Here is a 23,251-nt window from a genome sequence, read left to right as displayed (position 1 = left end):
TCGCCAAAAAATGCCCAAAAAACAGGCAAAATTGGCGTTTTGGGGCCAAAAGGGAGGGGGAGGGGCGGAAACCTGGCCGAAACACAGGAGGACCGGCGGCAGTAGGTAAATTCTTTCGCGCGCCAATTTTTGAGGGGGGGGGTAACAAGAGTTAGTCATGACAATCAAGCTGGATTACATCCTTGCTCGGCTTCCGCCGGTGCCGGACTATTTCACCGAACGCCATATGGAGATTGTCCGCTCTCTCGCTTCGGTCCTGCTGCGCGACGGAACGTTCGACGAGGCGGTATGGTTGCAGGTCCAGCGATATGCCGTGCACCGTCTCAAATGGGACGATATCAACTTCGATCTGGAAACCGATGACGGAGAGGATGAGAAGGGTTTCGGTTCGCCGAAGGTCCAGCGCCTCGCCTATCTGGACAAGGTGCTCACGCCACTTGAGCGCGAGCTTTTCTTCACGCCGGCGTCGCGCAAGGAGGGCCTCGGCTCGGAGCAGGCCTCCTTCATGAGCCTCCTGACCGGCGCCGAGAAGGCGACATCGGCGCCTGTCGATCCGGTTGGGGCGGTGACGCCGTTCCGTCCGCGCCGGAGGCCGGTGGGTGGCTGACGGTGCTGCGTCGATCGCATGGTCCTGCACGGATCGCGCGGTTGCCTATGCCGATCTGGTCGTTTCCGGGGATCTGCCGTCGTGTCGCAAGGTGATACAGGCATGCCAGCGCTTCCTTGATGATCTCGATCGGCAATGCACATCGGACTTTCCCTATGTCTTCGATCCGGACGCGGCCGAGCACATGGCGGCCTTCATCGAGGCCATGCCGCATATCAAAGGGCGATGGGCAGCGCGGCGCGAGTTGGTGCGGCTCGACGATTGGCAGTGCTTTCTCATCGCCAATATTGCGGGCTGGGTTCATGCCACAACGGGGATGCGCCGCTTCAAGACGGCATATGTCGAGGTTCCGCGCAAGCAGGGTAAATCGACCCTGCTGTCGGCAATGGGGCTCTATTTTCTGATCGTGGACGGCGAGCCGGGGGCAGAGGTCTATTCCGCAGCGAGCTCGAGCGATCAGGCCCGCATCGTCTTCGAATCGGCGCGCAACATGATTTTGCGTGCCGAGGTGGAAGGAAAGCCCGCCGTCGAGGCGCTCGGCCTCACGGTTGAACAACACCGGATCAAAACGACGGATGAGGCCGCGGTCTTTCGGCCTGTCGCGGCGCAGACCAAATCGCAGGACGGCAAGAACCCGCATTGCGCGATCGTCGACGAGCTGCACGAGCATCAAAACCGCGATGTCTGGGATTCGATGGATTCGGCGCTTGGCGCGCGCGAACAGCCTTTGCTGATCGCAATCACCACGGCGGGCAGCAACACCGCCGGCGTCTGTTACGAGCAGCGGACCTATCTGACGCGAATTCTCAACCGCACACAGGTGGACGAGGAGTATTTCGGGCTGATTTACGAGGCCGACGAGGGCGACGATCCGGGCGATCCTCTGACCTGGGCGAAAGCGAATCCGGGCCTAGGCCGTGCGAAAAGTCTGGAGTACATGCAGCGGCAATGGACCAAGGCCAGCGCATCTCCCGTCGCGATGGGAGAGTTCCTGCGCAAGCACCTCGACATCTGGACGAGCGTCGGCGCATCGGCGCTGGATCTTACCAGGTGGCGGGCCGCGTTCGATCCCGCGCTCTCGATCGCGGATTTCGCCGGTGAGCCTTGCTTTGTCGGCATCGATCTCGCGACGCGGCAGGACTTCGCAGATGTCGTCGTCGTGTTTTTGCGAGGCCGTAAGCTCTATGCTTTCGCGCGCCATTTCCTCAATCGGGCCGTGATCGAAGCCCCCGGCAACGAGCAACTTCTGGCTTGGGCCGAAGAAGGTAGGATCCTGACCACGCCGGAAGCGGGCGAGCTGGATCTGAATATGGTGCAAGCCTATGTTTTAGCGCTGATAGGAGTGGCCTCGGATGAGTTCGACTTTCCGCTGCTCAATCTCAATGTCCAACAAGTCATCTACGACCCGCAGTTCGCTCACCAGATGGTGGCGACATTCGAGGCGAAGGGTCTGACCTGCATCGAGCTCCAAACTAAGGCCAAGAACATGCATGAGCCGTTCAACCGGCTCATCTCCGCCGTCGATGATGGCCGGTTGGTAACGGATGGAGATCCGGTGCTGGAATGGATGGCAGGCAACGTCCTGCAAAAGCGGGTTCTGGGCGGTGATTACATTTTCCCGACCAGGGCTAACCCCGAAGACAAGATCGATGGCGTCGTCGCTTTGATCAACGCGCTCTGGGCAATCGAATATCCCGATGAGGAAGAGACGGTCGTCTCCCCTTGGGACGATCCCGAATTCAGTTTGGTGGGACCATGAACATTCTTGGCTTGGAAGTGCGGCGCGCGGAGACGCGTTCCGCCACGGTAGAGAGCCCGAGCGTGGCGCTCAGTTCCGACAATATCCTTTCGTTCTTCGGGATCGAGAAGGTGGCGCTGCCCCATGTGACGATCAGCAACGCCTTGACCGTGCCAGCCGTTTTCTGCGCCGTGGCCTTTCTGTCGCGCACCTTGGCGGCGATTCCGCTCCATGCCTTCCGCCGCACGGCAGAGGGTGCCGAGCGCCTGAGCGGCGATACCGCGCTGACCATCAGCGAGTTTCCGAACGAGGAAATGGACGGGTTCAAGATGCGCCAGTATTTCTGGCAGCAGGTATTCACCGGCGGCCGTGGGCTGGCTTGGATTGAGCGTAAGGGCGACGAGGTCGTCGGGATCTGGCCGATGGATCCGCGCAAGGTCAGCGTCAAGCGCGTCAACATGCGGCTGGTCTATACCTTCGACGGCAAGCGGTATCCGGCGGCCGATGTGATTGACGTGCCTTTCATGCTCAAGGAAGACATGATCGGCCATGACGGCCCGATCAACAAGGCACGCAAGGCAATCCAGCTCGCGTTGGCCATGGGCGATTACGGTAGCAATTTCTTCGCCGGTGGCGGGGTGCCGCCTTTGGCTCTGTCGGGGCCGTTGCCGCAGGGCGCTGATGGGCTCAAGCGGGCCATGGCCGACATGACGCGCGCCATTGACGCGGCGAAGTCCTCGCAAAAGCCCGTGTTCCCGATCCCGCCCGGCCATGAGCTGAAGCAGGTCGGTTTCGATCCGGCCAAAGGCCAGATGACCGAGGCGCGCCTGTTCCAGATCCAGGAGTTCTCGCGAGTGTGGCAATTGCCGCCGGTATTCTTGCATGATCTCAGCCACGGCATCCGCGCAAATGTCGAACAGCAAGACCTCAGCCTGATCAAACACTTGCTGAGCCAATGGGTGAAGGCCTTCGAGGGCGAGGCCAATCTGAAGCTGTTCGGGCGCAAGTCGAGGCACGAGGTTGGCGGTCGCTATGTCGAGCATAATCTCGCCGGCCTGATGCGCGGCGATTTCAAAACCCGGATCGAGGGCATTGCCCGCGGCATCCAGACCGGTCAGCTGACCCCGAACGAAGCGCGCGAGCTGGAAAACCGGCCCCGCCACAGCAATCCGGCGGCTGACGAATTGTTGGTGCAGGGCGCAACCGTGGTTTTAGGGAGTGCCGCCAATGGCGCTGGCGTGCCGCCGCCAGAAGCGCCGAGCGAATCCCAAGCCGATGATGGAGAGGTCGATGCCGACAAAACCTGACGACGAAAAGCGCTCCGTCATCCTGCCGGTCGAGCGCCGCGCGGATGCCGACGGCAAGATGACGGTCGGCGGCTACGCTGCCGTCTTCGGCGAGGTGACCAGCATTGGCGGGTATTTCGACGAGGTTCTGGCGCGCGGAGCCTTCACCAAGACGCTTCAGGTGGCGGATGTTCTGGCCTATTTTGACCATGACCGTGGCCGCATTCTCGGCCGCTCGACCAGCGGAACGCTGCGCCTGAGCGAAGATGCCAAAGGCCTCGCGGTCGAGATCGATCTGCCCGACACGTCGGACGGTCGCGACGTGCGCACCCTGATCGAACGCGGCGACATCCGCGGCATGTCCTTCGGCTTCCGCGTGACGCGCGAAGAGTGGGATGAAACCGGCGAGACGCCCAAGCGCACGATCCATGAGGTCGAGCTGCGCGAGGTCAGCATCGTCTCCGAGCCCGCCTATGACGGCACCTCGATCGCTATGCGTTCGCTGGACGCGGCCCGCAAAGAGCGTCGGGCCCAGAACTTCACCGCCGCCGAGCGCCGAGTTTCGGCGCGGCGCGCCAATGCCGAGGCGCGTTTCCGCGGCATCCTCTGAAATCACCCGGTCTTTCCGGAGTCGGCAGCGCGTACCTGCCTTTGACCCGCTTCAGGCGGATTTTGTGCGTTCTCACATAGAAGGAAGCCAAGATGGCCCTCAAAGACCTGATCGAAAAGCGCAATAAGCTTGTGACCGACGCCCGCGCCGCGCTGGATGAAATCACCAAGAACACCGATGAGAGCCGTGCCGCTGAACTGGATCAGCGCCACGACACGATCATGGCCGACTTCGACAAGGTCGAAGGCCAGATCCAGCGCGAGCAGCGTATGGTCGATGCGGAAAAGCGCGCGGCGGATGCTGAAGACGAACAGCGCTCGCGCCAGCGTCCGATTTCCGGTGGTGAAGGCCGAGGTCAGGACGGTGGCGACAAGCTGGAATACCGCGAGGTCTTCCACAAGTTCGTCACCCATGGTGCCGATCTGGGCGAACTCAATGCGGAAGAGCGCGCGGTTCTGAAGGCGGGCGCCCAGGAAATGCGCGCGCAAAACACCGGCACGACCACTGCGGGTGGTTTTACCGTTCCGACCGAGCTGGCAAACCAGATCATCAAATCGATGGCGGCATGGGGGCCGATGTATGACGAGGATATCACCACCACGATGGTCACGGCCTCGGGCAATCCCGTGAAGATCCCGACGGTGGACGATACGGCGGTAACAGCCGAAAAGCACACCGAAGGCGCGGCCCTGACCGATGACGGCGGCAAGGATGTCACCTTCGGGCAGAAGTCGCTGGACGCCTATGTCTATGATACCGAATTCGTGCGCTGGTCCATGGAGCTGGGACAGGACAGCATCTTCAATTTCGAGAGCCTTTTGGGCGAGCTGCTCGGTGAGCGCCTCGGCCGCATTGCCAACCGCGAGCTCACTGTCGGCGACGGGGTGGGCGATCCGAACGGCATCGTCACCGCCTCGTCCCTCGGCAAGACGGCCGCCGCGGCAGCCGCCATCACGGTGGATGAAATCATCGACCTCATCCATTCGGTCAATCCGGCTTATCGCCAGTCGCCGAAGGTGCGTTTCATGTTCAACGACCTGACGCTGGCGGCGATCCGCAAGCTGAAGGATGGCGAGGGGCGCTACATCTGGAGCAGTGGCGATATCCAGAACGGCATCCCCGGTACTTTGCTCGGCTACCGTTACAGCATCAACCAGGCGATGGCCGGGCTGGAGGCTGCGTCGAAGCCGATGATCTTCGGCGATTTCGGCAAGTATTTCGTGCGCAAGGTCGGGCAGCCGGTGATCGGCGTTCTGCGCGAGCGCTTCTGGCCCGATCTCGGCATGGCTGGTCTGATCCGGTTTGATGGCGAGCTCGGCGACACCGCTGCGGTCAAGCACCTGATCACGGCGGCATAAGTCAATCTGGCGGGGTTCGGGCCCCGCCATTTTCATTGGAGGGCATGATGAGAGTCAAAATGCTGACCGGACTGAGCGGGCCAGAATACAATCTTGCGCCGGGAGATGAGCACGACTTTCCCAAAGCTGAGGGTTTGCGGTTGATTGCGGCCGGCTTTGCCGTTGCGATGGATCCGGCGGTCGAGACCGCGACCAAGAAGCCTGCGTCAGAAAAGCGCGCGAAAGCCTGATCATGTGGTATCCGGTTTCCGATGAGGTGACGGCGGAGGCCGTGGCACGAGAGATCGTCGCAGACTATCTCGGTGTCAACGAGGATGAGTTGACCTCCGAGATCGGCTTTCTTGTGTCTGCGGCACGGGCGCATGTCGAGGCCTATTGCAACAGGTCCTTTGCCGCGCATCTCATGACATGGGGATGCGACAGCTTTGCGGATTTTGCACGCGTTCCGGCCGCCCCTTTGCTGTCCATTACGGAAATTGCCTTCGTCGATCCCGCCGGTGAGGCTCAGGTCTTGGATCAAGGTGTATTTGCCATTCGTGCCGATGGGCTTGATCCGAAGATTGTGCTGAATCATGGGGCGGTATGGCCGCATATCCAGCAAGGCTCGCGTATTAGCATTACGGGCACCTTTGGCGACGCGACTCCCGATGACGTTAAGCACGCGATCCTGCTCCTCGTCGGCAATGCGGATTGGGATCGTGAAAACGAGGCTCGCCCCGCTTGGACGGTGGTCGACGGTCTCTTGAGCAATCATCGGCGGGGGGCGTGGTGAGCGAGGATCATCTCAGGTCGGGGCGTCGACGCGACACGGTCGTTTTCCAGTCGCCCGTCGAAAGTCGGGATCGCGACGGTAAATTGGTTCAGGGCTGGGAAGACCAGTTCACAGTCAGTGCTCACGTCAAGCCACTGCGCGGCAGCGAGGCGGTGATGCAGGCGCGGGTTTCGGCTAGAGCGCCCGCAATCTTGTCCGTTAGGCTCTCGGCGCAAACCTTGCGCATCATGGCCGATTGGCGCGCGGTGGTGGAAGGCCGGATCTTTGATCTCAAGGAATTGCCGCGGCGGACGAATCGTCCGCGCTTTCTGGAGATGTTGGTGGAGGCAGGGGGTTGAGGGCAGGGCGCATACTTCGTCAGATCGTCATGGACCGGATGATCGCTGCGGTGCCAGACTTGGGCGGGCGGGTGTTTGATCAGGCAGGGCGGGTAACGCCCTCGCCATATGTGACGCTCGGGCCAAGCCACTGGGCGTCGGACGATGCGGATTGCATCGATGGCCGCGTGCTCACCTTGCAGATCGACGTTTGGGGGCATGGAACCACGAAAGGGGCGATGGAGGACCTCACAGATGATATTGCAGCATGCCTGCAGGGTTGGTCCGATATTGACGCGGTCACCATGCATCCCGTCACGGTCAGCATGGTTCGTGTCATGGGTGATCCCGATCCTGATTACGTGCACGGCGTTCTGCAGATCGAGGTTGAGATTGAAGCCTAGGGGCTGCTTGAGGTTCGCGTGCCCATCGCCGCGCGAGCGGAAGGCAGAGCGCTGCCAACTACAGGAGAGAAAATGGCCAGACTCAACCCTCGCATTGTTGCAAAGCTCAAGAACATCCCAGCGGTTGCTGTAGAGGCTGCACAAAAAGCCATGGAAGAGGGCGCGGCGGAAATCGTTGCGGCCATGAAAGCAGCGGCCCCGCATGATCAAGGCGATCTGCGTGATTCCATTGGCTGGACCTGGGGCGAAGTTCCCGCCGGTACGTTCATGATCGATGAGATTCGCAGCGGGAAGAACAAGGGCGATCAATATGCCACCCTGCGTATCAAGATCTACGCCGGCAATGCCGATGCCTTTTATGCCCGCTTCCATGAGTTCGGAACCAGTACAGGCGTTCCGGCGCAGCCATTTTTCTTTCCGGTTTGGAAGGCCAGGAAAGCGGAGTTTCGCAAGCGAATCCGCAAGGAAGTACGCGCAGCGATCAAGGAGGCTTGGCGCAATGGCTAAGGCGATCTTCCATGGTGAGTTTCACTATTCGAGCCGGATCCGCAACGCAGGGTGGTCGGTCTATCCGTCACCGGAGCCGCAGTATTTCCCACGCGAGCTGATTGATGCGGCGGTCGCGGCGGGTCGTGCGACCGAGGTCCTGCCGAATGCTAGCAGTTCGGCAAGCCGCTCGAGCACAGGAAATAAAAAGGCCGAATAGCCCTTTTACAGAGATTGTCATCCGGTGCCGCCTTCGGGCGGCTTTTTCATGGAGAGAGACCCAATGGCGAAGCCCATTACAGAAAAGTTCGAGCAGATGGTGCTCGAAACCTCAGAAAACGGCACGGCCTGGACGCGGATTTGCGGCCTGATCGGCGTCACGATCACGCGGAGCGCGCAGGTCGACACCTCGGAGGTTCCGGGCGACTGCAATGATGAAAGCCTGCCGCTCGATGTCGAAAAGGCGGTTCGCAGCATCGATGTCTCTGTGTCCGCTGATGGATCCTGGGCCCAGCAGTCGCACGGCGATATGCTGGACTGGTTCTATTCTGGGGCGCCGAAACAGATCCGCGTCGGCCATTTGAACGCAGCGCCCGGTGACACCGAATATGAAGTCGGGCCGGCACTGCTGACCACACTGACCAATCAGCGCACCAAGGGTCAGAAAGTCACCTGTGCGATCGAGCTTCAATTTGACGGCGTTCCTGCTCGTCTCGTGAAAGCGGGGCCGTGATGGAAGCGCTGGTCCTTATTTGGCCGGGTGGTGAACATGCATTCCGTCTGCCGCTCGCCCAGTTGGAGTTGCTTCAGCAGAAGACCGAGGCGGGTCCAGAGTTCTTGCTGAACCGGATCAACCTTGGGCAATGGGCGGCAACCGATCTGTTCGAGACGGTTCGTGCCGGGTTGATTGGCGGCGGACTTTCCGCCGTCGAGGCCCAGGCGCGCGTCATGGCTGCATTCGACCGGCATCCCTTGATCGAGTTCAAGGTCCCGGCGCAGGCCATTCTCGGACACGCGCTCTATGGCCCGCCGGATGATCCTGTGGGGGAGCCTGGGCCGGTGACGCCGACACCGGAGAACAGCGAAAAAACGGACAGTGGAAGTTCAGCGCCATCCACGGCCTCGCAGCCGCCATTGGCATGACGCACGCCGATTTGGCTCAGCTCAGCGTCTGGGAGTTCACGGCCCGGGTCGATGGTTACGGCAAGGCCAATGGCTGGAAAACACGCGGCGCGGGCGGTGAACTGTCCGATGCCGATCTCGCAGCAATGGGTGTTGAGGGCTTCTGATGGCTGATGAACCAGATCTTGTCGTATCGGCTGGCTTCTCCGATTCGCAGCTTGTCAAAGAGGCGAACAAGGTCGTCGCCTTCTACAAGAAGCGTGGGGAGGAGGCGCAAAAGGCCTTTGTCGATGCCCAGGGAAAAGTGACGAATACCGAGGCTTTGCGTGCGCATACGCGCGAGATGGACAAGCTCGCCAAGACCTATGACCCAGCCTATCGCGCTGCCAAGACCTACGAGAAGCAGGTCGAAGAGCTGAGCCGTGCGCTTAAGGACGGTGCGATCGATCAGAAGGCCTACATTGCCGCAACCGAACGTGCCGCACGTCAGGTGAAGCAGGCAAGCGAAGCGACGGAACAGACCGGCCGAAAGCTCGGTAATCAATGGGGCAATATCGGTTTCCAGGTTGGCGACTTTGCCACTCAGGTCGGCGCGGGCACTTCGGCTGCCCAGGCAATGGGGCAGCAGCTTCCTCAGTTGCTGGGTGGATTTGGAACCTTTGGCGCGCTTGCGGGCGCCGCAGCGGCGATTCTCATTCCGCTCGGGGCGGCATTGATTAAAGCCAGTGACACGTCCGCGCAGTTTGGGGACAAGCTCAAGCTGGTCAAGGAATCGACCGATCTGATGAAGGCGGCTGTGGAAGCTGCCGAAACTCCGATCACCGTGCTCGCGGCGCGCTATGGCGAAGCGGCGGGTGCGGCACAGTCGTTCTTCCAGCAGCAATCGGCGATTGCCCGGGCAATCGCCTCGTCCGCTATGGCAGACCTCGGCAAATCCATTGGCTCGATTGGCGGTGGCTTTGGCGACAAGGCAGAGAGTGCGGGCTTGCTGGCATCCGGTCTCGGCTGGATCTCCGGTGCGGATGTTGATCGAAAAATGACCGACACCGAAAAGAAGGTGAAAAACCTCGCCGACACCTATCGTCTCAGCTGGCCGCAGGCACAAAAGCTCGCCGCCGCGATGAAGCTTACGACGGAAGCGGGCGGGGACACGGTCAAGGTGCAGCAGGCCGCAGAAGCGCTGCAGCAAGCCCTGATCGATGTGGCCGGTGGGGCCGATAAGGTGGCGGAGCGCTTCGGCGGCAAGGATGGCCTCGCCGAAAAGGCAAAAGCCTATTTCGACATGGCATCATCGCAGTCGGAGGCGCTGCGTTCCGCGCAGACCCGCGTGGTCGAGCAATATCAAACCGATACCGAAAAGCTCAAAAAGCTGTCTGACGACCGGCTCACGGCGCAGAAGATGCTGGATGAGGCGATCAAATCCGGAAATGCCGAGGCAATCAGGATGGCTCGGGAGCGGATTAATCTCATCGACCAAGAGGCGGATAAGACCAGGGCACTGGCCCTTGCCAATGACGATTTGTTCAAGGCCATGCAACAGCGTCTAAAGGCCGGTGCCGGCAGCTTCATTGACGGCTTGGTTCAGAGCGTGACTGGCAATACCGCGACCGAATGGGGGCGGGATGGAGCGGCGGCGCAAAAAGGCATCCTCGAACTCATCAAGCGCCGAGAGAGCGGTGGCGACTACAATGTGACCCTGGATCATGGGAAGTATACCGGAGGCTCCGTCAACCTTGTCAATATGACCCTCCGTGAAGTGCTTGCACTGCAAAAGCAGATGCTGTCGCATCCGGAGAACACCAAGAACAGTTCTGCTGTTGGTGCATATCAGATTGTCGGGTCGACGCTCGGCGGCAAAGGTCTCGATGGCAGCGGCGGGTTGATTAAGACCCTCAATCTCTCTTTGGACACGCTGTTTACCGCCGAGCTTCAGGACCGTCTTGCGCAGCAGTTGCTGCGCGAGATTAAACCCGGAGACGTTGATCATCTGGGTCGGGTCTGGACGTCAACGCAGGGTGTCAATCGCTCCGTGATAAACGCGGCATGGGGCCAGCAGTCCATTCCGCTTGCTGATCCCGAGATCCAGAAGAAGCTGGATGAGGAGATCAAAGAGCGCGAGCGTCTTGCCAAGCAAGCCAAGGAATACGGAAAGACGCTTTCTGAAAACCTTTTGACCCAGCAGCAGACTGTCGAGATGGCCCGCCAGCAATCTGACCAGATTGCGGCGGTCAAAGCCTCCGGCATGGGCGCGCAGGATCAGGCACGTGCCATCGCAGAAATCAACGGCGAGTTCGAAAAGCAAAAGACCATCATGATGTTGGTTGCCGACGCCAAGCGCCGCAATGTCGATCTCGATACGCTGATGACCGGTAGCACCCTGACCTACAAGCAGGCCATCGAGGCTCTGGGCGAGGCCAAAAAGGCTGACATCATCGCAACGAATGAGCGTGCTGTTGCGGAAGGCAAGGTGGCCGAGCGCCAGCAGTTCATGGCGAGCGTCCAGGACACCCTCAAGGACGGCCTGCTCGACGCGATCGTGGCGGGCAACAGCTTTGCTGATGTCCTCGGCAATGTCGCCAAGATGCTGGCCAAAGCCGCGCTGGAAGCGGCACTGTTCGGGTCTGGGCCATTCTCTGGCGGTGGCGGATCGGGCCTTCTTGGCGGGCTGTTTGGCAGCATCTTCGGCGGGGGCGACAAGCTGACCGGGGCGCTGCGTATTGCGGGCGCGCCTGCAGTCCTCCCTGGACGCGCCAACGGCGGCCCGGTCACAGCCGGTCAGATGTACATGACGGGCGAGCGCGGGCCGGAGCCATTCGTCCCCGCAGTCAATGGTCGGATCTTGAGCGTGCCGCAAGCACAGGCCGCGCTGCGCGGGGGGCAGGGCGGCGGCAGCGCAACCTTTGCGCCGCAGATCCATATCGCGGGCGATGCTAGCGAGAAGACCGTGACGCTCATCAACGCGGCGTTGGCGCGCGAGAATGACAAGTTCATCTCCCGCTACCGGGCTGCCCAAAAATTACTCGGCGAGAGAACATGAATGCCAGAGATCATCGAATGGCCCTGCGGCCTTGGGTTGCGCGATACCGATTTCTTTCTGAAATGGACCACGCGCAGCGCCGGGCGCAACCTTGCCGGGTCAGAGCAGGTTATCGGGGTCAACTCGGCGGTTTGGGAGGTCTCGCTGACCTTTGCCCAGACCTTCAAAGCTGACCGGCTGCGCGCCTTCGAGGTGCTGGTGACGCGGATGCGGGGGCGGACCAATATCGCGAGCCTCTGCATCTGCGATCCGTTTCGCTACGGCCCGCGGGTCGCGTCCCGGCAATGGCCCTTCGACGATGACGTCTGGTTCTCGGACGGCACCGGACTCGCGGATCCGACCAGCGGCATGCAGGATCTCCTGCTCAAAGCGGCGGCCTCGGCCGGCGCGACCTCTTTCGTGACCGAGACCAGCAATCCGACGCGCCCGAACCTGCGCCCCGGCGACATGTTCTCGCGCGATGGATTTCTCTATCGGGTCACCGACAGCCAGCCCGGCGGTCAGGTCTCGTTCGAGCCACCGCTGCGCGCGAACCTGCCGCTTGGCGTCCGGCTCGTCACAGATCCGCCGCGGTTCTATGGCCGCTTTGCCTCGGACGATGAGGGGCGGCGGGTACGCGAGAACCTCAAATGGGGCCAGCAGGTCACCGTCAACTTTGTCGAGGCGTTTGATCGATAATGGCTTTCACCCCTGCGCAGGTCGCGCTTCTCGACGCCAATCGCGAGCTGGTCGAGTGTCGGCGCCTGTTCCATGTCGCATTTGCCAGCGCGAGCTATCGGCTGATCGAGGGCAGCACGCCGGACACGCTCGGCGGGGTCACCTGGCAACCCGCCCATGATTGGGTCCAGGCGGCGGCGATCGAATCCGGTGGTCCGCTGGAGGCGGTGCCCGCGATCTATCGCATCGGCAAGAACCCTCTGCCGCTCCTGCTCGCCGCGCTCGACAACCGCGCCGAATGGTGGGGGCGTCCGATCCAGCAATACCTGCAGCTCTATTCCGGCGGCGTGCCGGTTGGGCCGATGGTCTCGATGCATCGGGGTAAGATCCGCGATGTCAAAAAGGTCCAGACCGCTGAACTCGAATATCTCGAGATCCGCGCCGAGAGCCCGCTCGACATCCGCAATATGACACCGCTTGGCGAATATACCGACCGCGACCAGCAACGGCGCTCGGCCGGGGATCGCGGCTGCGAATTTGCCCCGACCCTCGTCGGCAAGGTCATCACCGGTTGGCTGCGCGGGTAGGCGATTACATCCGCCAGAGCTGGCACCGGCCCTGGAGCTGGGGCGAGGTCGATTGCACGATCTGGGTCGCGGATTGGTGCCGCCTGCATTGGGACCTCGATCCGGCGGCGCGCTGGCGCGGGCGCTATGCGACCGAGGTGGAGATGCGGAGGATCACCGGCGGCAATCTTCCGGGGTTTCTGGCGCGGGAATGCCCGCTGCCGCAACGCGCGGCTGCGCGCGAGGGCGATGTCGCGGTGATCGCGGTCGCGGGCCATGAGGTCGCGGCGATCCGCCATGGCGAGAAATGGGCTTTTCGCAAGCCGCATGGTGTCGGGCTGGTCCGCGCCGAAGCAATCCAGATCTGGGGAAGATGAATGCCACAAGTTGGTCCTTGGCTGGCGGCGACTTGGAGCGCCCAAACGGTCGTGGGCTTTGCCCTGCGCACGGCAGCCGCCATCGCGTTGAATATGGCGGTGGCCAAGGTCACCCAGCCGAAAGGGCCGAAGCCGCGCGATCTGCAGACCGAATTGCGCGACAGCAACGCGCAGCGCATCCGCCATCTTGGCCGGGTGCGTGCCTCGGGCGCCGCGATGTTTTGGGATTGGGCGCAGGTCGGCGGCCAGCGGCGGCTCTTCAAGCTCTTGGCGATGGGGCAGGGCGGGATCTCGGCGGTTGAGACGGTCTGGCTCAATGACAAAGAGATCACGCTCTCAGGAACTGCCGTGACCAGCAAACCCTATGCCGGCGTGGTCAGCATCGACTGGCGCTCAGGGCAGAGCGCCCTGCAATCGGGCGGGGCCTATGCCTCGCTGCAGGCGGCTTTCCCGGGCTGGACGCCGAACCATCGGTTGCGCGGGGTCGGCACGATCCTGGGCACCTTCGATGCGGTCAAAGGCGACAAGATCTCGGAGGTCTATAGCGGGGGCGATCCGCAGATATCGGCGCTGATCAAGGGCGATGCCTGCCACAACCCGATCACCGGCGACGCGACCTGGTCCGACAATATCGCCGTGCAGGCGCGGGATGTGCTGACCCATCCGAGCTATGGCCCGCTGCGGCTCGCCGATCTCGACACGGCCTCTTTCGCCCAGGCCATTGCCGATTGCGAGGATCCGATCCCGCGCAAGGCACCGGGCACCGCGCGGCGCTATATCGGCGGCGGCAGCTATACCCTGTCCGAGCCGGTGGTCGATGTCCTGCGCCGCCTCGAGGATGCTTCTGCGGGGCGGTTCTACATCACCAGCGAGGGCAAGCTCGGCTTTCGGGTCGGCAAATGGCGCGCGCCGAACTACACGATCCGGGAGGAGCATATCGTCAGCCTCGACATCGGGCCGGGCTCGGGCGAGTTCGAGCGCGTCACCACGCTGGTCCCCAAATATGTCGCGCCTGAGATCGGCTGGCAGCAGACCAGCGCGGACCCATGGGATGATGCGGCGGCGCTGGCGCTTTATGGCGAGAGCGCCGCGAAAGAGATTGACCTGCCTTGGGTGCAGAGCCACGGGCAGGCGCGGCGGCTCGCCAAGATCAAGATGGCCAAGCTCAACCCTGCATGGCGGGCGACGGTGCGGCTGCGCTTCTGGGGGCTGTTGCTCCTCGAAGAAGAAACCGTGCGCCTGCATCTGCCCGAGCTTGGGCTGATTAATGCGAGCGCCTGGATCGACGGCTTTGCCTTTGACGCCGAGGGCGATGAGGGCGTGGTCACGGTCCAGCTGATCGCGGCAGATCCGGCGAGCTTTAGCTGGACTGCCGCGGAGGAGGGCGACCCGCCCTCGGTCCCGGACAAGACCGAGCCCGGTCCGCAGCTTCTCGCGGCGCCGGTGATCTCCTCCCTGACCATCGTCAACAATGACGGGCCGCCCTATATCCGCATCGAGGTCGATCCGATTGACGGGCCGTATTATCTCGGCGGCTATTACCGGCGCGCGGGCTCGAGCTTTCGCTATGGGCTCGAGGTGCAGGACATTCGGGTGGGCGGCAAGCTCGTCGCGCGGAGCCTGCCCAATGCCGATCGCGGCGAATATGAGATCGGGATCGGCTGGTATAGCGCGCGCCCGGACAGCGGCGCGGCGCCGGGCGGCAATGATGCGGCGTCGGAAATTACGACGGTGACGGGCATCGAAGTTGTCGCCAATACCACGCCCCCCGATGCGCCGCAGATCATCAGCAAGTCCGGGACGGCTGGCGGCACGCTGACGGTGATCATGGCTCCGGATCTCGGCGCCAATTACTACCGCACCGGACTGTGGCGCGCCGCGCCGGGCGCGCCGTTCAGCGCGGCGGTCTTTCAGCGCTGGAATTACGACACCTCGTCCGAGGTCGCGATCACGGCCAGCATCCCGTCCGAGGGTGCGCGCTACTGGCTCCGATCAGAAAATCAAAGCGGCAAGACCTCGGCTGAGGTGCTTGTCGGCCAATATCTCCCTTAAAGACTGAGGTTCCCCATGGTCACGACGACCAAGACGCCGGGTGAGATTTACCCGAATGGCTCCGCTGTGCCCAAGGCCGATATCCGGACCTGGATGACGGAGATGCAGACGGGCACGAATGCTGAGCTCACGGATCTGCGCAATGGCAGGCTCTGGCACAGCTCGAGCACCAATCTCTCCGCGCAGACCCCGCCGCCCGGCACGAACCAGATCATCGTCGCCAATAACTCCGGGACCTTTAACTGGCGTCGGCTTGGATCGGCTCCGAACCCGGTCAATCCGGCGATCCATGCCCAGACCGCCGATGCCGCGTGGTGGTATCTCTCCGAGGATACGCCGGCGATCAAGGCGCGGGTCTCGGCCGTTGAGACCGATCTGCCCAATGGCCGGGTCTGGCGCTATGCCCGCAATGACCTGACGCCGGTGGGCGCTACGCCCCCGACCGGCACCCAAATGATCGCGGTGCATAAGACGACCGGATCTGGCCAGGCCGACTGGGTTCGACGATCGGCGCCGACGAGCGGCGGCGCGACGGATGTTTTGGTTCAGGATGCGACCGGCCAATGGTGGGGGCGCACGTTCTCGACAACGTCGATCGAGAGTGATCTCGCGGCCAAGGCTGACACCTCCGAACTGCGCTCTGGCCGGGTCTGGCAATATGCGAACAACAGCCTGACGATCGACGGCGCGATCCCCCCGACCGGGACGCAGTGCATCGACGTCACCAAATCAGTCGGGACGGAATCCGCGAAATGGGTTCGAGCCTCTGCGCCGAGCGATGGCGTGGTAACGGACACGCTGCGCCGCGACGGCACGGGTAACCAATGGTGGCGGCGGGCCTCGTCTTCCCAGGTGCTGCGGGATGACATGTACGACGGCGCTGTCAAGCGCGTCGTCGCAAACAATCTGCGACCGTCTGGGATCACCGTCCCGGCAGGAGCGAAAGTGCTTGTCATTACGAAGGGCAACGCGCCGGGAGAGGCAATCTGGGCGACGATTGGCAGGCTGCCCGACCTGCCTGAAACCGATGAATATGCAAAAGACCTCGATGCAAAGTGGTGGATCCTGCGGTGGTCGTCGGAATGGGTCGCCCGCGATCATCCGACCTTCGCCCAGATGCAGGCCGCGCTGGCCACGGTCTCGGGCAGCGGCTCGGGCGGCGGCTATACGCCCCCCGAGCCCTTGCCCGCCTCGGCGACCCTATTGCCGCGCCGCGTTGGCGGCGTAACCCAGCTGGTTGGCGATGCCGGGATCGGCGCTGCGGCACGCTATACGGTCGGCGGCGACGGGGCATGGCACTGGCTGCCGTCGCGGGTCGCGATTTTCATGGTGCTCGGGCAGTCCAATGCGGCGGTGTCTGAGATGGAGGGCCCTCCGCTCTATATCCCGGCGAAAACGCCCGACTTCGTGCTGATGTCGAATGATGGCGTCGGCGAGCTGGGCGGGTTGCGGGGGCACAACGGGCAAGTCCCTACCGTTCCGATCACTGGCTTTGTTCCCGCACAGATCGCAGGCGTCCAATCGTCTGCCGAGGCTCTTGCCTCTGCGTCGAACGCGCTCGATCCGCGCGGGGCCGGGATGATCTACGCAGGCAGTCATGGGCGCGGCGGCGCGGGATTCACGGCGACCGATCCGAATTTTGCGATCTGGAAGGTGCTTCCCTCCGGCGCGCCCGCGCCCCAGCGCATTCGCATGATCGAGTGGGTGACGGCGGTGATGACGCATGCAGCTGTTCCGCCAACAGAAATCGTGATCGCCTTCACCCATGGCGAGACCAATCGGCGCGACCCGTGGGCGACCTATACGGCTGACGGGCTTGGCTACATGGCCGATATCGAGGCCGATCTGGCGTTCACCGGCCTGCCGGTGGTCTGGCTGGTCGATATTCCGGGCGGCACCACAGCCATGTCCGCGTTTGGCAGCGACTGGCAGGTCAAATACGCTTTGCGCGAGTTGATGCGACAGGCGCGCCTGGCGGGTCATAAGGTGGTCGATGTCGGGCCGCGTTATCACCTGCCGATGGGTACGGCGCGCGGCGGGACGCCCGATCATATCCACACCTCCTATCTGTCGCAGGTCCGTTTGCGCGAGATGGATGCCTTTGCCTATCGCAACCACGTTGCGGGCCTGCCCTGGTGGTGTGCCTTTCCCAAAGGCGAGCGCGCGGCAGGGCTCGGCAACAAGGTGATCCTCGCGGTCGAGAGCCTGACGCCGATTATGATCGACCGGGACATGGTGCCGCTCGATCCCCATCTCGGCTTCAGCCTCTCGAACGACAGCGCCACAATCACCGGGGTTGAGCAAACCGGGGATCGCGAGATCACCCTGAGCCTCTCGGGCACGCCGAACAGCTCGGCCCGGCTGCAATATGTCTATCGCCGCCCGAATGCGGGCGAGGTCGACACGCGCTATGTCACCGCAGCGGGTTCGATCCGTGAGGTCTGGCAGGGCACCGGGCCGATCACCGGTCTGCCGGTCTATCGGCCAATGCACAGCTTTGAGGTGCCGATTGCCTGATGCCCGCCTCGCGCGGGCTTTTTCATGCGCAGGAGGCGCAATGACTGAACAGCAAGTCGGCACAGACGGAACCGAGGTGATTAAAGGCGCAGGATCGACGACTCCAGCGTCATCAATCCTGCGCAGTTGATGACCTCTTCCGAACGAGAAGCCTGGGAGGCTGAGGCCATACCGTCACCCCCGACAGATGAAACGGCCAGTTCAGATTATTCCGCGCTATTGCAGTTTCAAGGGCGTTTCAGGCACCTCATACTTCGGGTCGGACTGAACCGTAAGAAGGCCGCGGAGTCGATGATCGTGAAGATATCGACCCCGCGCAGTGATGGCTGCTCACGAGCTGAGAACATAGGGAGCGTGAGGCCATGCCGTCGGACGATCGGAGACGGCAACCCAACCATATCGCGCAGTGATCGCGCCGCCATTCGACCTTTCTCTGATGCGCAGGAGGCGCAATGACCGAACAACAAGCTGTCCTTGATATCCTCAAGGCCATTCAATCCGGCTATCCTCAGCTTGTCGGGAATTTTGCAATCATCTGGTGGGCGAGGATGATTGACCTTCGAAACAAGGATCATGCCGCCCGCCTTGATCGTCATGAAGCGCGCCTGACCGCCTCCGAGACGGCACAGCAGAAGTGGGATGTGCGGCAGGCCCGGATGGAAGAAAACATCTCCAGTATGAAGCTGACGCTCGACCGCATCTATGCGCAGGTGTCTGACCAGAACCGAGCGCAGACAAGGTAACCGGCCCCCGCCTAGTTCGCGCGATAGGAAGGGGCCGGGGCTCGATCACGCGCGTGCGCGAGAACCGGGCTCCCTTTACCACATTGCGCGGTGATCGGGAGGCCTTTCGTACTAAGGGAGCATTTGGCAGTAGCCAACATCACAGTGGCCGGCTGCTGCTCCACGTAAAACGCCTCCCGCGATAGGCGTCTGCTACGCGCGGGAGGCTTTGCCCTCGCAGGTTGAACTGAACGAGCGGCTGTCCGCAGCTAGACCTAGAGAAGAAGTGCGGAACGCAATTACCACTAAAGGATGAAGGCGGGGGCGTCCAACGAAATTGACCCCAGTCGGTGGACCTCGACTGGGGTCATATCTCATGCACCCTCCCAGAAACATGAGATTAGCCAATTCTATACCACACCACATGGCCGTCGATACGAAAGAGTTGGCCCTGATGGATGCCATCATCAGGGCCATGCCTCGCGCACAACGCCAGCAGACGCGAAGCACCCGCCCACTTTACCACACGCTGCCGCCCCTCCGGGCGGTTTTTTCATTTCAGGAGAGAGAGAACATGACCGCAGTCATGAACGCGGTGCGCGCGCGGCAGGCGCGCTGCGCCGCCCTGGGCTTTTGGCCGGGCCCGATCGACGGGATCGACGGCAGTCGGACGCGCGCGGCCTATGCGGCGGCACTGGCCGCGCAGAAGGCGCGGGGGCAGCCGTTTCAGCATTCGAGCGGGGTCACCCGGATTCACTGGCATTGGGCCGTGAGCGGCTATGCCGCCAGCACCGAGGCCATCGCCGCCTATCACGCCCTGATCCTCGGTGATGGTGAGGTGCGCTGGCTGGCTGATCCCGCGACGCCGCGCTCGCATACGCTCAATGCCAATGGCGGCGCGGTCGGTCTTTCGATCTGCGCCATGGCCGGCGCCAATGAGCGTCCGTTCGTCTGGGGCCGGGCCCCGCTCCTGCCGGTGCAGGTCTCAGCTCTCGCGCGCGAAACTGCGCGGCTGTGCCGGATCTACGACATCCCGGTGTCGCGCTGGTCCACGCTCTCCCATGCCGAGATCCAACCGAGCCTCGGCGTGGTCCAGAAAAACAAATGGGACATCACGGTGCTACCAGGCATGGCCGGTCCCGCTGATCCGATCAGCGTGGGCGATCGCCTGCGCGATCTCGTCTCCCGCGAACTCTCCACCCTCTGAAACCGAAAGGAACCGCTCTCATGCTCGGACAAATTGCTCTGATTATCCGCTATATCCTCTACCCGCTGGCCGGTGCGCTGACCGCGCTTGGCTTCGTCAGCTTCGACGAGGCCACAGGCACGCTCACCGTCTATCTGAACGACCTCGCTGTCGTTCTCGCGGGGCTCGTGATCTATGCGGCGACCGTGATCTGGTCGCGTGTCGTCAAAAAGAAAGGCGGGGCGACGTGATTGTTGCCTTGGGGCTCACAGCTAGCGGGATATTGCTCTTGCTGCTCTGGGCGATCGTGAAAGGAGGTCGTCGAGGGAGTTGATCTCCCTCGATATAATTAGCGCCGCGGGATTATCGAATTGACCATAGCTATAAAGGCTGGCTTGAATTTTTCAGGAATTTCCTGATAAAAATGGATAAACTCTCTCGCCTCCGAGCTGGGAAAGCTATCTAAGCTTTCACTTCTTTTTATGTTATTTGGGAAGAAGTCGCCGATGTTGATATTGAGGAACTCCGAAATAATGAATAGTGTCGATACGTTGACACGTGTTAATCCGGTTTCGTACTGTTGTAAGGTTTGGCGGGTGAGATTTAAATGGGCGGCCAGTTCAATCTGGCTGATATTGCAAAACTGCCGATAGATTCTAATTTTTCGCCCTATATGTTTGTCGATCTCGTGTGACATGAGCTTCCATGAAAATCTCCATCTAGGTAAAATAAGATGATGACCTTCTGCTGAGCGCGCAAGAGCATCATACCATGCGACGCACGCTAAGGCAGAATGTCGCCCATCACTCAGTTGGGGATGTTGAGGTGCCGGAATCGCAGGGTAATCCTCGCCCTAGTTAAAGGGCTGCGGCAGCAGGAGCTGCGCCGCGTGGTCAGGTTGATTGAGGAAGCGCATCAGGGGAGGATGTGGTGGCCAGCTGGTCACACTTATCACGGCCCGCGTCTTCGATGCGCAGTGACGGACGGATCAATTTGCGCGATGGCGAGCCTGTCGACGCCGTGGAGGAGACGGATGTCCGTTGGATTTGGGAGGAATAGATCCACCTGGCGAGTTCTCTCGAAGAGGATACCCTGCAAGCGGCGCTTGGGGCGGTGAGGCGGGAGAATTGCGAGCGCGGTAGATTTTAGCGATGTGGTTTCAGCTGGCCTGCCGCCACTTGGCATTTCACCGAGCGATTCAACCTTGGTCATATGGCGGGAAATAAGCAGATCGTGAGCGGCAAACGCCGCTCACGAACCAGCGAGCTAGCTGACCAAAGCGCGTTCTTTTTGGGCGTGACGAACCGCAAGCTTGCGTCCCATGCGACCAGACGCCAAGACGCGGGCAGGTTCAGGAGCGAACGTGCTGTCTTGCAGTTCTGGGAAGATCGCGAATATTTCCTCGCGTGCTGCAGGTCCAACTGAATTAATCGCTTCAGCGCCGGGGTGGAAAGATTCAGTTTCCGCACCGTTCGAGCACACAATTTCGTGGCGATCGAAAAGCATGTGGAAGTAGCTAACCTCAGCTACGTCTGCTGCGATCTCAATACCGTCAATTTGCAGCAACTGTTTTGCCGCAACCAAAACTTCATTTGTTCCAAACATGCGCCGAGCGATTTTTGAACGCACCAAAACACGATGTTGTGGCGATACCATCAGGTCACGTGACGGGGTGGCGGAACCGAGGGCACCCTTACGTATCCGGATTGGCCGTAAGCTTGTGTTGACCTGGAGATCACTAGAAGATAGATGGACTGAGCCAATCCAACGAACAATCTGAAGGCCGTTGTCTTTGGTCCAAACGCGCGTACCATCGAGAATATTTTGGATTTCAACAGGACCTTGTTCGGTCTCGATTAGGGTGCCACTAGTAAAACAAGTGACATTTATTTTTACAAAACCTACATCCGTGGTGCCGTCACCATCGCTTATTTGGTAGGTGATTGTTTCTTCACCCAGAACGGAGGCAGAAACGACTGTCAAAGTGCCATCGGCATTGAGAGTGACAGTCGTGCCAGAGGTAAGTGTGACGCTGTCACCAGCAGTGACATTTTGGCCATTTATTTGTGTTACGGTCAAAGTCGTTCCCTGACCGGTTGTGTCATTTTCTAAGATGCTAAGGTTTTCCGTTTTCCCTCGTCCTAGAGTAATTGTATCATCATATGCAATCACCTCCGTTTGCACGCTATGGGCGGCGATGATTAGATTCGAATCGTATTGGGCATCGCCTGCATCCGCGATGCCGAACCAAATCGTATTCGGCACGCCTGGGTTAACCGGCGCTTTCAAAGTCAAGGTTACAGTGAACCCATCCATTTCTGTATTATAGGAACCGTCTGAGTTGCTGACATACAAATTCTCGTTGCGAGGTGATCCTCCGTTCGTTCCTCCGTCCGTTATATTGTCAATTGATATGTCGCCAGACCCGATTGTTAGCGTCGCTTTCACCCCATTTACATATACAACTACAGCATCATTATAGCCGCCGTTCACATACTCTGGGTACTCTTCCGACGAGAATACCAACTGCATCGTGAGGGTGCTTCCTTCAGGAATAAAGGTTGCCTCGAGAATGGCGCCATCCTGCGTGGGAACGCCTGCAGTTTCGTCCAGTCGCGCGTTGCCGTCGACGCCGCTCGTGTCTGTGGATCGTCCATCCTCTTGGTTTGCTTCACCTGATGTATTGGTGAAGCTGGATGCATGTCCGGTTGAAAGAATGATACCAGAATCGGCCGGCATTACGCCTGGGGAAACAGTGTCACCGTTTGTATAGATAGCACTTGAGAGTGGGTCTCCTTGATAGGTCGCGGAGACAATTTTAATGCCTTTGCCGAAGATAGTTTCGGCGAGTTGCATTGCATTTGCGGACGTATCGACTGGGAGTGGGGTAGCTTGGACCATCATTTCCTCTGAGCTTATACTTTACAAACCCTCACACTTTTCAGCGAAGGTTGAAGAGGGTGGCGATTGAAGCAGGAAAGCATCAGTCAATCGGGCGAAATGCTCGTCAGACGATGCCATGAGTCGAAGTATAAAAAACTACGCGAAACATGGAACTCATGAACAGAGCGCCGGGTAATGTAAGTTGAAAATTAGATCAATGGTGCATAATGAGCATATGGAAAATTCTCTTACCTGTGCTGTAGTTGTCTCAACTCTGGCAACTCTTACCGCAGAGGTCGAGCTCGCCAGAAGATTGATCGAATCTCGCGATCCGCCTAGTCTCGGCCGATGTGTAGCCTCTACCAGATCGCATAATCCGCCGATCTCGTCGCGCAGATGTTCCCGAGCCGCCTGCTGCGGGATCTGACCGGCAATAAGCCGTTGCCTTCAGATCTCTATCGGACTGGTTGGCCCGATCATCCGGCACGATAGCGAGGATCTGGCGATTGCAACGGCTCGCTGAGGTCTACCGACGCCGCCGCGCCATCTGCCCG

General features: G+C 60.9%; 25 protein-coding genes. 23 read left to right on the top strand and 2 right to left on the bottom strand.

Annotated elements, in window-relative coordinates:
* Window positions 1-157 precede the first annotated feature (157 nt).
* The 23 genes from JCM7686_RS11285 to JCM7686_RS11185 all read left to right on the top strand — a co-directional run bounded on the left by JCM7686_RS11285 (window position 158) and on the right by JCM7686_RS11185 (window position 20,065).
* Complete coding sequence (locus JCM7686_RS11285) at window positions 158-607, top strand: hypothetical protein (protein WP_020950961.1); 450 nt, start codon at window positions 158-160, stop codon at window positions 605-607.
* Window positions 608-854: 247 nt separating this feature from the next.
* Entirely contained in the window at window positions 855-2,366 is a 1,512-nt protein-coding gene (locus tag JCM7686_RS11280) for a terminase large subunit (RefSeq protein ID WP_158442358.1), read from the top strand.
* Window positions 2,367-2,428: 62 nt separating this feature from the next.
* The gene (locus JCM7686_RS11275; protein WP_201769408.1) at window positions 2,429-3,652 is read left to right on the top strand and encodes a phage portal protein; all 1,224 of its coding nucleotides are present in this window, start codon (window positions 2,429-2,431) and stop codon (window positions 3,650-3,652) included.
* Window positions 3,636-4,241 (top strand): HK97 family phage prohead protease, encoded by a 606-nt coding sequence (locus tag JCM7686_RS11270; protein WP_041527304.1) that lies wholly within the window; start codon window positions 3,636-3,638, stop codon window positions 4,239-4,241. Before JCM7686_RS11275 ends, JCM7686_RS11270 begins: the two co-directional genes overlap by 17 nt.
* Before the next feature lie 92 nt (window positions 4,242-4,333).
* Window positions 4,334-5,599, top strand: coding sequence for a phage major capsid protein (locus JCM7686_RS11265; RefSeq protein ID WP_020950959.1), 1,266 nt, complete (start codon window positions 4,334-4,336; stop codon window positions 5,597-5,599).
* A 47-nt stretch (window positions 5,600-5,646) separates the two neighbouring features.
* Entirely contained in the window at window positions 5,647-5,829 is a 183-nt protein-coding gene (locus JCM7686_RS24415) for a hypothetical protein (RefSeq protein ID WP_041527303.1), read from the top strand.
* A gap of 2 nt (window positions 5,830-5,831) precedes the next feature.
* Complete coding sequence (locus tag JCM7686_RS11255; RefSeq protein ID WP_020952166.1) at window positions 5,832-6,371, top strand: head-tail connector protein; 540 nt, start codon at window positions 5,832-5,834, stop codon at window positions 6,369-6,371.
* The gene (locus JCM7686_RS23990) at window positions 6,368-6,709 is read left to right on the top strand and encodes a head-tail adaptor protein (protein ID WP_041527848.1); all 342 of its coding nucleotides are present in this window, start codon (window positions 6,368-6,370) and stop codon (window positions 6,707-6,709) included. The genes JCM7686_RS11255 and JCM7686_RS23990 overlap by 4 nt, the downstream gene beginning before the upstream one ends.
* Window positions 6,710-6,738: 29 nt before the next feature.
* Window positions 6,739-7,092, top strand: coding sequence for a DUF3168 domain-containing protein (locus tag JCM7686_RS11245; protein WP_236635821.1), 354 nt, complete (start codon window positions 6,739-6,741; stop codon window positions 7,090-7,092).
* A 72-nt stretch (window positions 7,093-7,164) separates the two neighbouring features.
* Window positions 7,165-7,599, top strand: a complete 435-nt coding sequence (locus JCM7686_RS11240) for an HK97-gp10 family putative phage morphogenesis protein (protein ID WP_020950956.1) — start codon at window positions 7,165-7,167, stop codon at window positions 7,597-7,599.
* Window positions 7,592-7,798: a hypothetical protein gene (locus JCM7686_RS23985; protein WP_084621067.1), complete on the top strand. Its 207-nt coding sequence runs from the start codon at window positions 7,592-7,594 to the stop codon at window positions 7,796-7,798. The genes JCM7686_RS11240 and JCM7686_RS23985 overlap by 8 nt, the downstream gene beginning before the upstream one ends.
* A 24-nt stretch (window positions 7,799-7,822) precedes the next feature.
* Window positions 7,823-8,311, top strand: a complete 489-nt coding sequence (locus JCM7686_RS11235; protein WP_236635820.1) for a phage tail tube protein — start codon at window positions 7,823-7,825, stop codon at window positions 8,309-8,311.
* On the top strand, window positions 8,311-8,721 hold the full coding sequence (locus tag JCM7686_RS23475) for a gene transfer agent family protein (RefSeq protein ID WP_051201551.1): 411 nt from the start codon (window positions 8,311-8,313) through the stop codon (window positions 8,719-8,721). Before JCM7686_RS11235 ends, JCM7686_RS23475 begins: the two co-directional genes overlap by 1 nt.
* Window positions 8,718-8,867, top strand: a complete 150-nt coding sequence (locus JCM7686_RS24705) for a hypothetical protein (RefSeq protein ID WP_020950953.1) — start codon at window positions 8,718-8,720, stop codon at window positions 8,865-8,867. Before JCM7686_RS23475 ends, JCM7686_RS24705 begins: the two co-directional genes overlap by 4 nt.
* A complete protein-coding gene (locus JCM7686_RS11225; RefSeq protein WP_020950952.1) occupies window positions 8,867-11,737 on the top strand; it encodes a hypothetical protein in 2,871 nt (956 codons plus the stop codon). The genes JCM7686_RS24705 and JCM7686_RS11225 overlap by 1 nt, the downstream gene beginning before the upstream one ends.
* Complete coding sequence (locus JCM7686_RS11220) at window positions 11,738-12,415, top strand: hypothetical protein (protein ID WP_020952165.1); 678 nt, start codon at window positions 11,738-11,740, stop codon at window positions 12,413-12,415.
* Entirely contained in the window at window positions 12,415-12,981 is a 567-nt protein-coding gene (locus tag JCM7686_RS11215; protein ID WP_020950951.1) for a hypothetical protein, read from the top strand. The genes JCM7686_RS11220 and JCM7686_RS11215 overlap by 1 nt, the downstream gene beginning before the upstream one ends.
* On the top strand, window positions 12,966-13,337 hold the full coding sequence (locus JCM7686_RS11210) for a DUF6950 family protein (RefSeq protein WP_020950950.1): 372 nt from the start codon (window positions 12,966-12,968) through the stop codon (window positions 13,335-13,337). The genes JCM7686_RS11215 and JCM7686_RS11210 overlap by 16 nt, the downstream gene beginning before the upstream one ends.
* Complete coding sequence (locus JCM7686_RS11205; RefSeq protein ID WP_020950949.1) at window positions 13,338-15,389, top strand: phage tail protein; 2,052 nt, start codon at window positions 13,338-13,340, stop codon at window positions 15,387-15,389.
* A 15-nt stretch (window positions 15,390-15,404) separates the two neighbouring features.
* Window positions 15,405-17,906: a hypothetical protein gene (locus JCM7686_RS11200; protein WP_020950948.1), complete on the top strand. Its 2,502-nt coding sequence runs from the start codon at window positions 15,405-15,407 to the stop codon at window positions 17,904-17,906.
* A gap of 452 nt (window positions 17,907-18,358) precedes the next feature.
* A complete protein-coding gene (locus tag JCM7686_RS11195) occupies window positions 18,359-18,649 on the top strand; it encodes a hypothetical protein (RefSeq protein ID WP_020950947.1) in 291 nt (96 codons plus the stop codon).
* A 553-nt stretch (window positions 18,650-19,202) separates the two neighbouring features.
* Window positions 19,203-19,835: a peptidoglycan recognition protein family protein gene (locus JCM7686_RS11190; protein ID WP_158442357.1), complete on the top strand. Its 633-nt coding sequence runs from the start codon at window positions 19,203-19,205 to the stop codon at window positions 19,833-19,835.
* A gap of 20 nt (window positions 19,836-19,855) precedes the next feature.
* Window positions 19,856-20,065 (top strand): Pam3-gp28 family putative phage holin, encoded by a 210-nt coding sequence (locus JCM7686_RS11185; RefSeq protein WP_020952164.1) that lies wholly within the window; start codon window positions 19,856-19,858, stop codon window positions 20,063-20,065.
* A 98-nt stretch (window positions 20,066-20,163) separates the two neighbouring features.
* Here the strand turns inward: JCM7686_RS11185 and JCM7686_RS23470 are convergent, their stop codons facing one another.
* Window positions 20,164-20,511 (bottom strand): helix-turn-helix domain-containing protein, encoded by a 348-nt coding sequence (locus JCM7686_RS23470; RefSeq protein ID WP_020950945.1) that lies wholly within the window; start codon window positions 20,509-20,511, stop codon window positions 20,164-20,166.
* 569 nt (window positions 20,512-21,080) lie between these two features.
* The gene (locus JCM7686_RS23980; RefSeq protein ID WP_236635819.1) at window positions 21,081-22,715 is read right to left on the bottom strand and encodes a Hint domain-containing protein; all 1,635 of its coding nucleotides are present in this window, start codon (window positions 22,713-22,715) and stop codon (window positions 21,081-21,083) included.
* Between the last annotated feature and the right edge of the window lie 536 nt (window positions 22,716-23,251).

The sequence above is a fragment of the Paracoccus aminophilus JCM 7686 genome (assembly GCF_000444995.1).
GTDB lineage: Bacteria > Pseudomonadota > Alphaproteobacteria > Rhodobacterales > Rhodobacteraceae > Paracoccus > Paracoccus aminophilus.
This window is presented reverse-complemented; position numbering and strand designations above follow the sequence as displayed.

Coding starts and splice junctions, on each gene's coding strand:
- JCM7686_RS11205 (WP_020950949.1), top strand. CDS start 13,338: ATGCCACAAGTTGGTCCTTGGCTGGCGGCGACTTGGAGCGCCCAAACG.
- JCM7686_RS11195 (WP_020950947.1), top strand. CDS start 18,359: ATGACCGAACAACAAGCTGTCCTTGATATCCTCAAGGCCATTCAATCC.
- JCM7686_RS11265 (WP_020950959.1), top strand. CDS start 4,334: ATGGCCCTCAAAGACCTGATCGAAAAGCGCAATAAGCTTGTGACCGAC.
- JCM7686_RS11225 (WP_020950952.1), top strand. CDS start 8,867: ATGGCTGATGAACCAGATCTTGTCGTATCGGCTGGCTTCTCCGATTCG.
- JCM7686_RS11255 (WP_020952166.1), top strand. CDS start 5,832: ATGTGGTATCCGGTTTCCGATGAGGTGACGGCGGAGGCCGTGGCACGA.
- JCM7686_RS23985 (WP_084621067.1), top strand. CDS start 7,592: ATGGCTAAGGCGATCTTCCATGGTGAGTTTCACTATTCGAGCCGGATC.
- JCM7686_RS11220 (WP_020952165.1), top strand. CDS start 11,738: ATGCCAGAGATCATCGAATGGCCCTGCGGCCTTGGGTTGCGCGATACC.
- JCM7686_RS23470 (WP_020950945.1), bottom strand. CDS start 20,511: ATGTCACACGAGATCGACAAACATATAGGGCGAAAAATTAGAATCTAT.
- JCM7686_RS11190 (WP_158442357.1), top strand. CDS start 19,203: ATGACCGCAGTCATGAACGCGGTGCGCGCGCGGCAGGCGCGCTGCGCC.
- JCM7686_RS11215 (WP_020950951.1), top strand. CDS start 12,415: ATGGCTTTCACCCCTGCGCAGGTCGCGCTTCTCGACGCCAATCGCGAG.
- JCM7686_RS11185 (WP_020952164.1), top strand. CDS start 19,856: ATGCTCGGACAAATTGCTCTGATTATCCGCTATATCCTCTACCCGCTG.
- JCM7686_RS11245 (WP_236635821.1), top strand. CDS start 6,739: ATGGACCGGATGATCGCTGCGGTGCCAGACTTGGGCGGGCGGGTGTTT.
- JCM7686_RS24705 (WP_020950953.1), top strand. CDS start 8,718: ATGACGCACGCCGATTTGGCTCAGCTCAGCGTCTGGGAGTTCACGGCC.
- JCM7686_RS23980 (WP_236635819.1), bottom strand. CDS start 22,715: ATGGTCCAAGCTACCCCACTCCCAGTCGATACGTCCGCAAATGCAATG.
- JCM7686_RS11285 (WP_020950961.1), top strand. CDS start 158: ATGACAATCAAGCTGGATTACATCCTTGCTCGGCTTCCGCCGGTGCCG.
- JCM7686_RS11240 (WP_020950956.1), top strand. CDS start 7,165: ATGGCCAGACTCAACCCTCGCATTGTTGCAAAGCTCAAGAACATCCCA.
- JCM7686_RS11270 (WP_041527304.1), top strand. CDS start 3,636: ATGCCGACAAAACCTGACGACGAAAAGCGCTCCGTCATCCTGCCGGTC.
- JCM7686_RS11200 (WP_020950948.1), top strand. CDS start 15,405: ATGGTCACGACGACCAAGACGCCGGGTGAGATTTACCCGAATGGCTCC.
- JCM7686_RS24415 (WP_041527303.1), top strand. CDS start 5,647: ATGAGAGTCAAAATGCTGACCGGACTGAGCGGGCCAGAATACAATCTT.
- JCM7686_RS23475 (WP_051201551.1), top strand. CDS start 8,311: ATGGAAGCGCTGGTCCTTATTTGGCCGGGTGGTGAACATGCATTCCGT.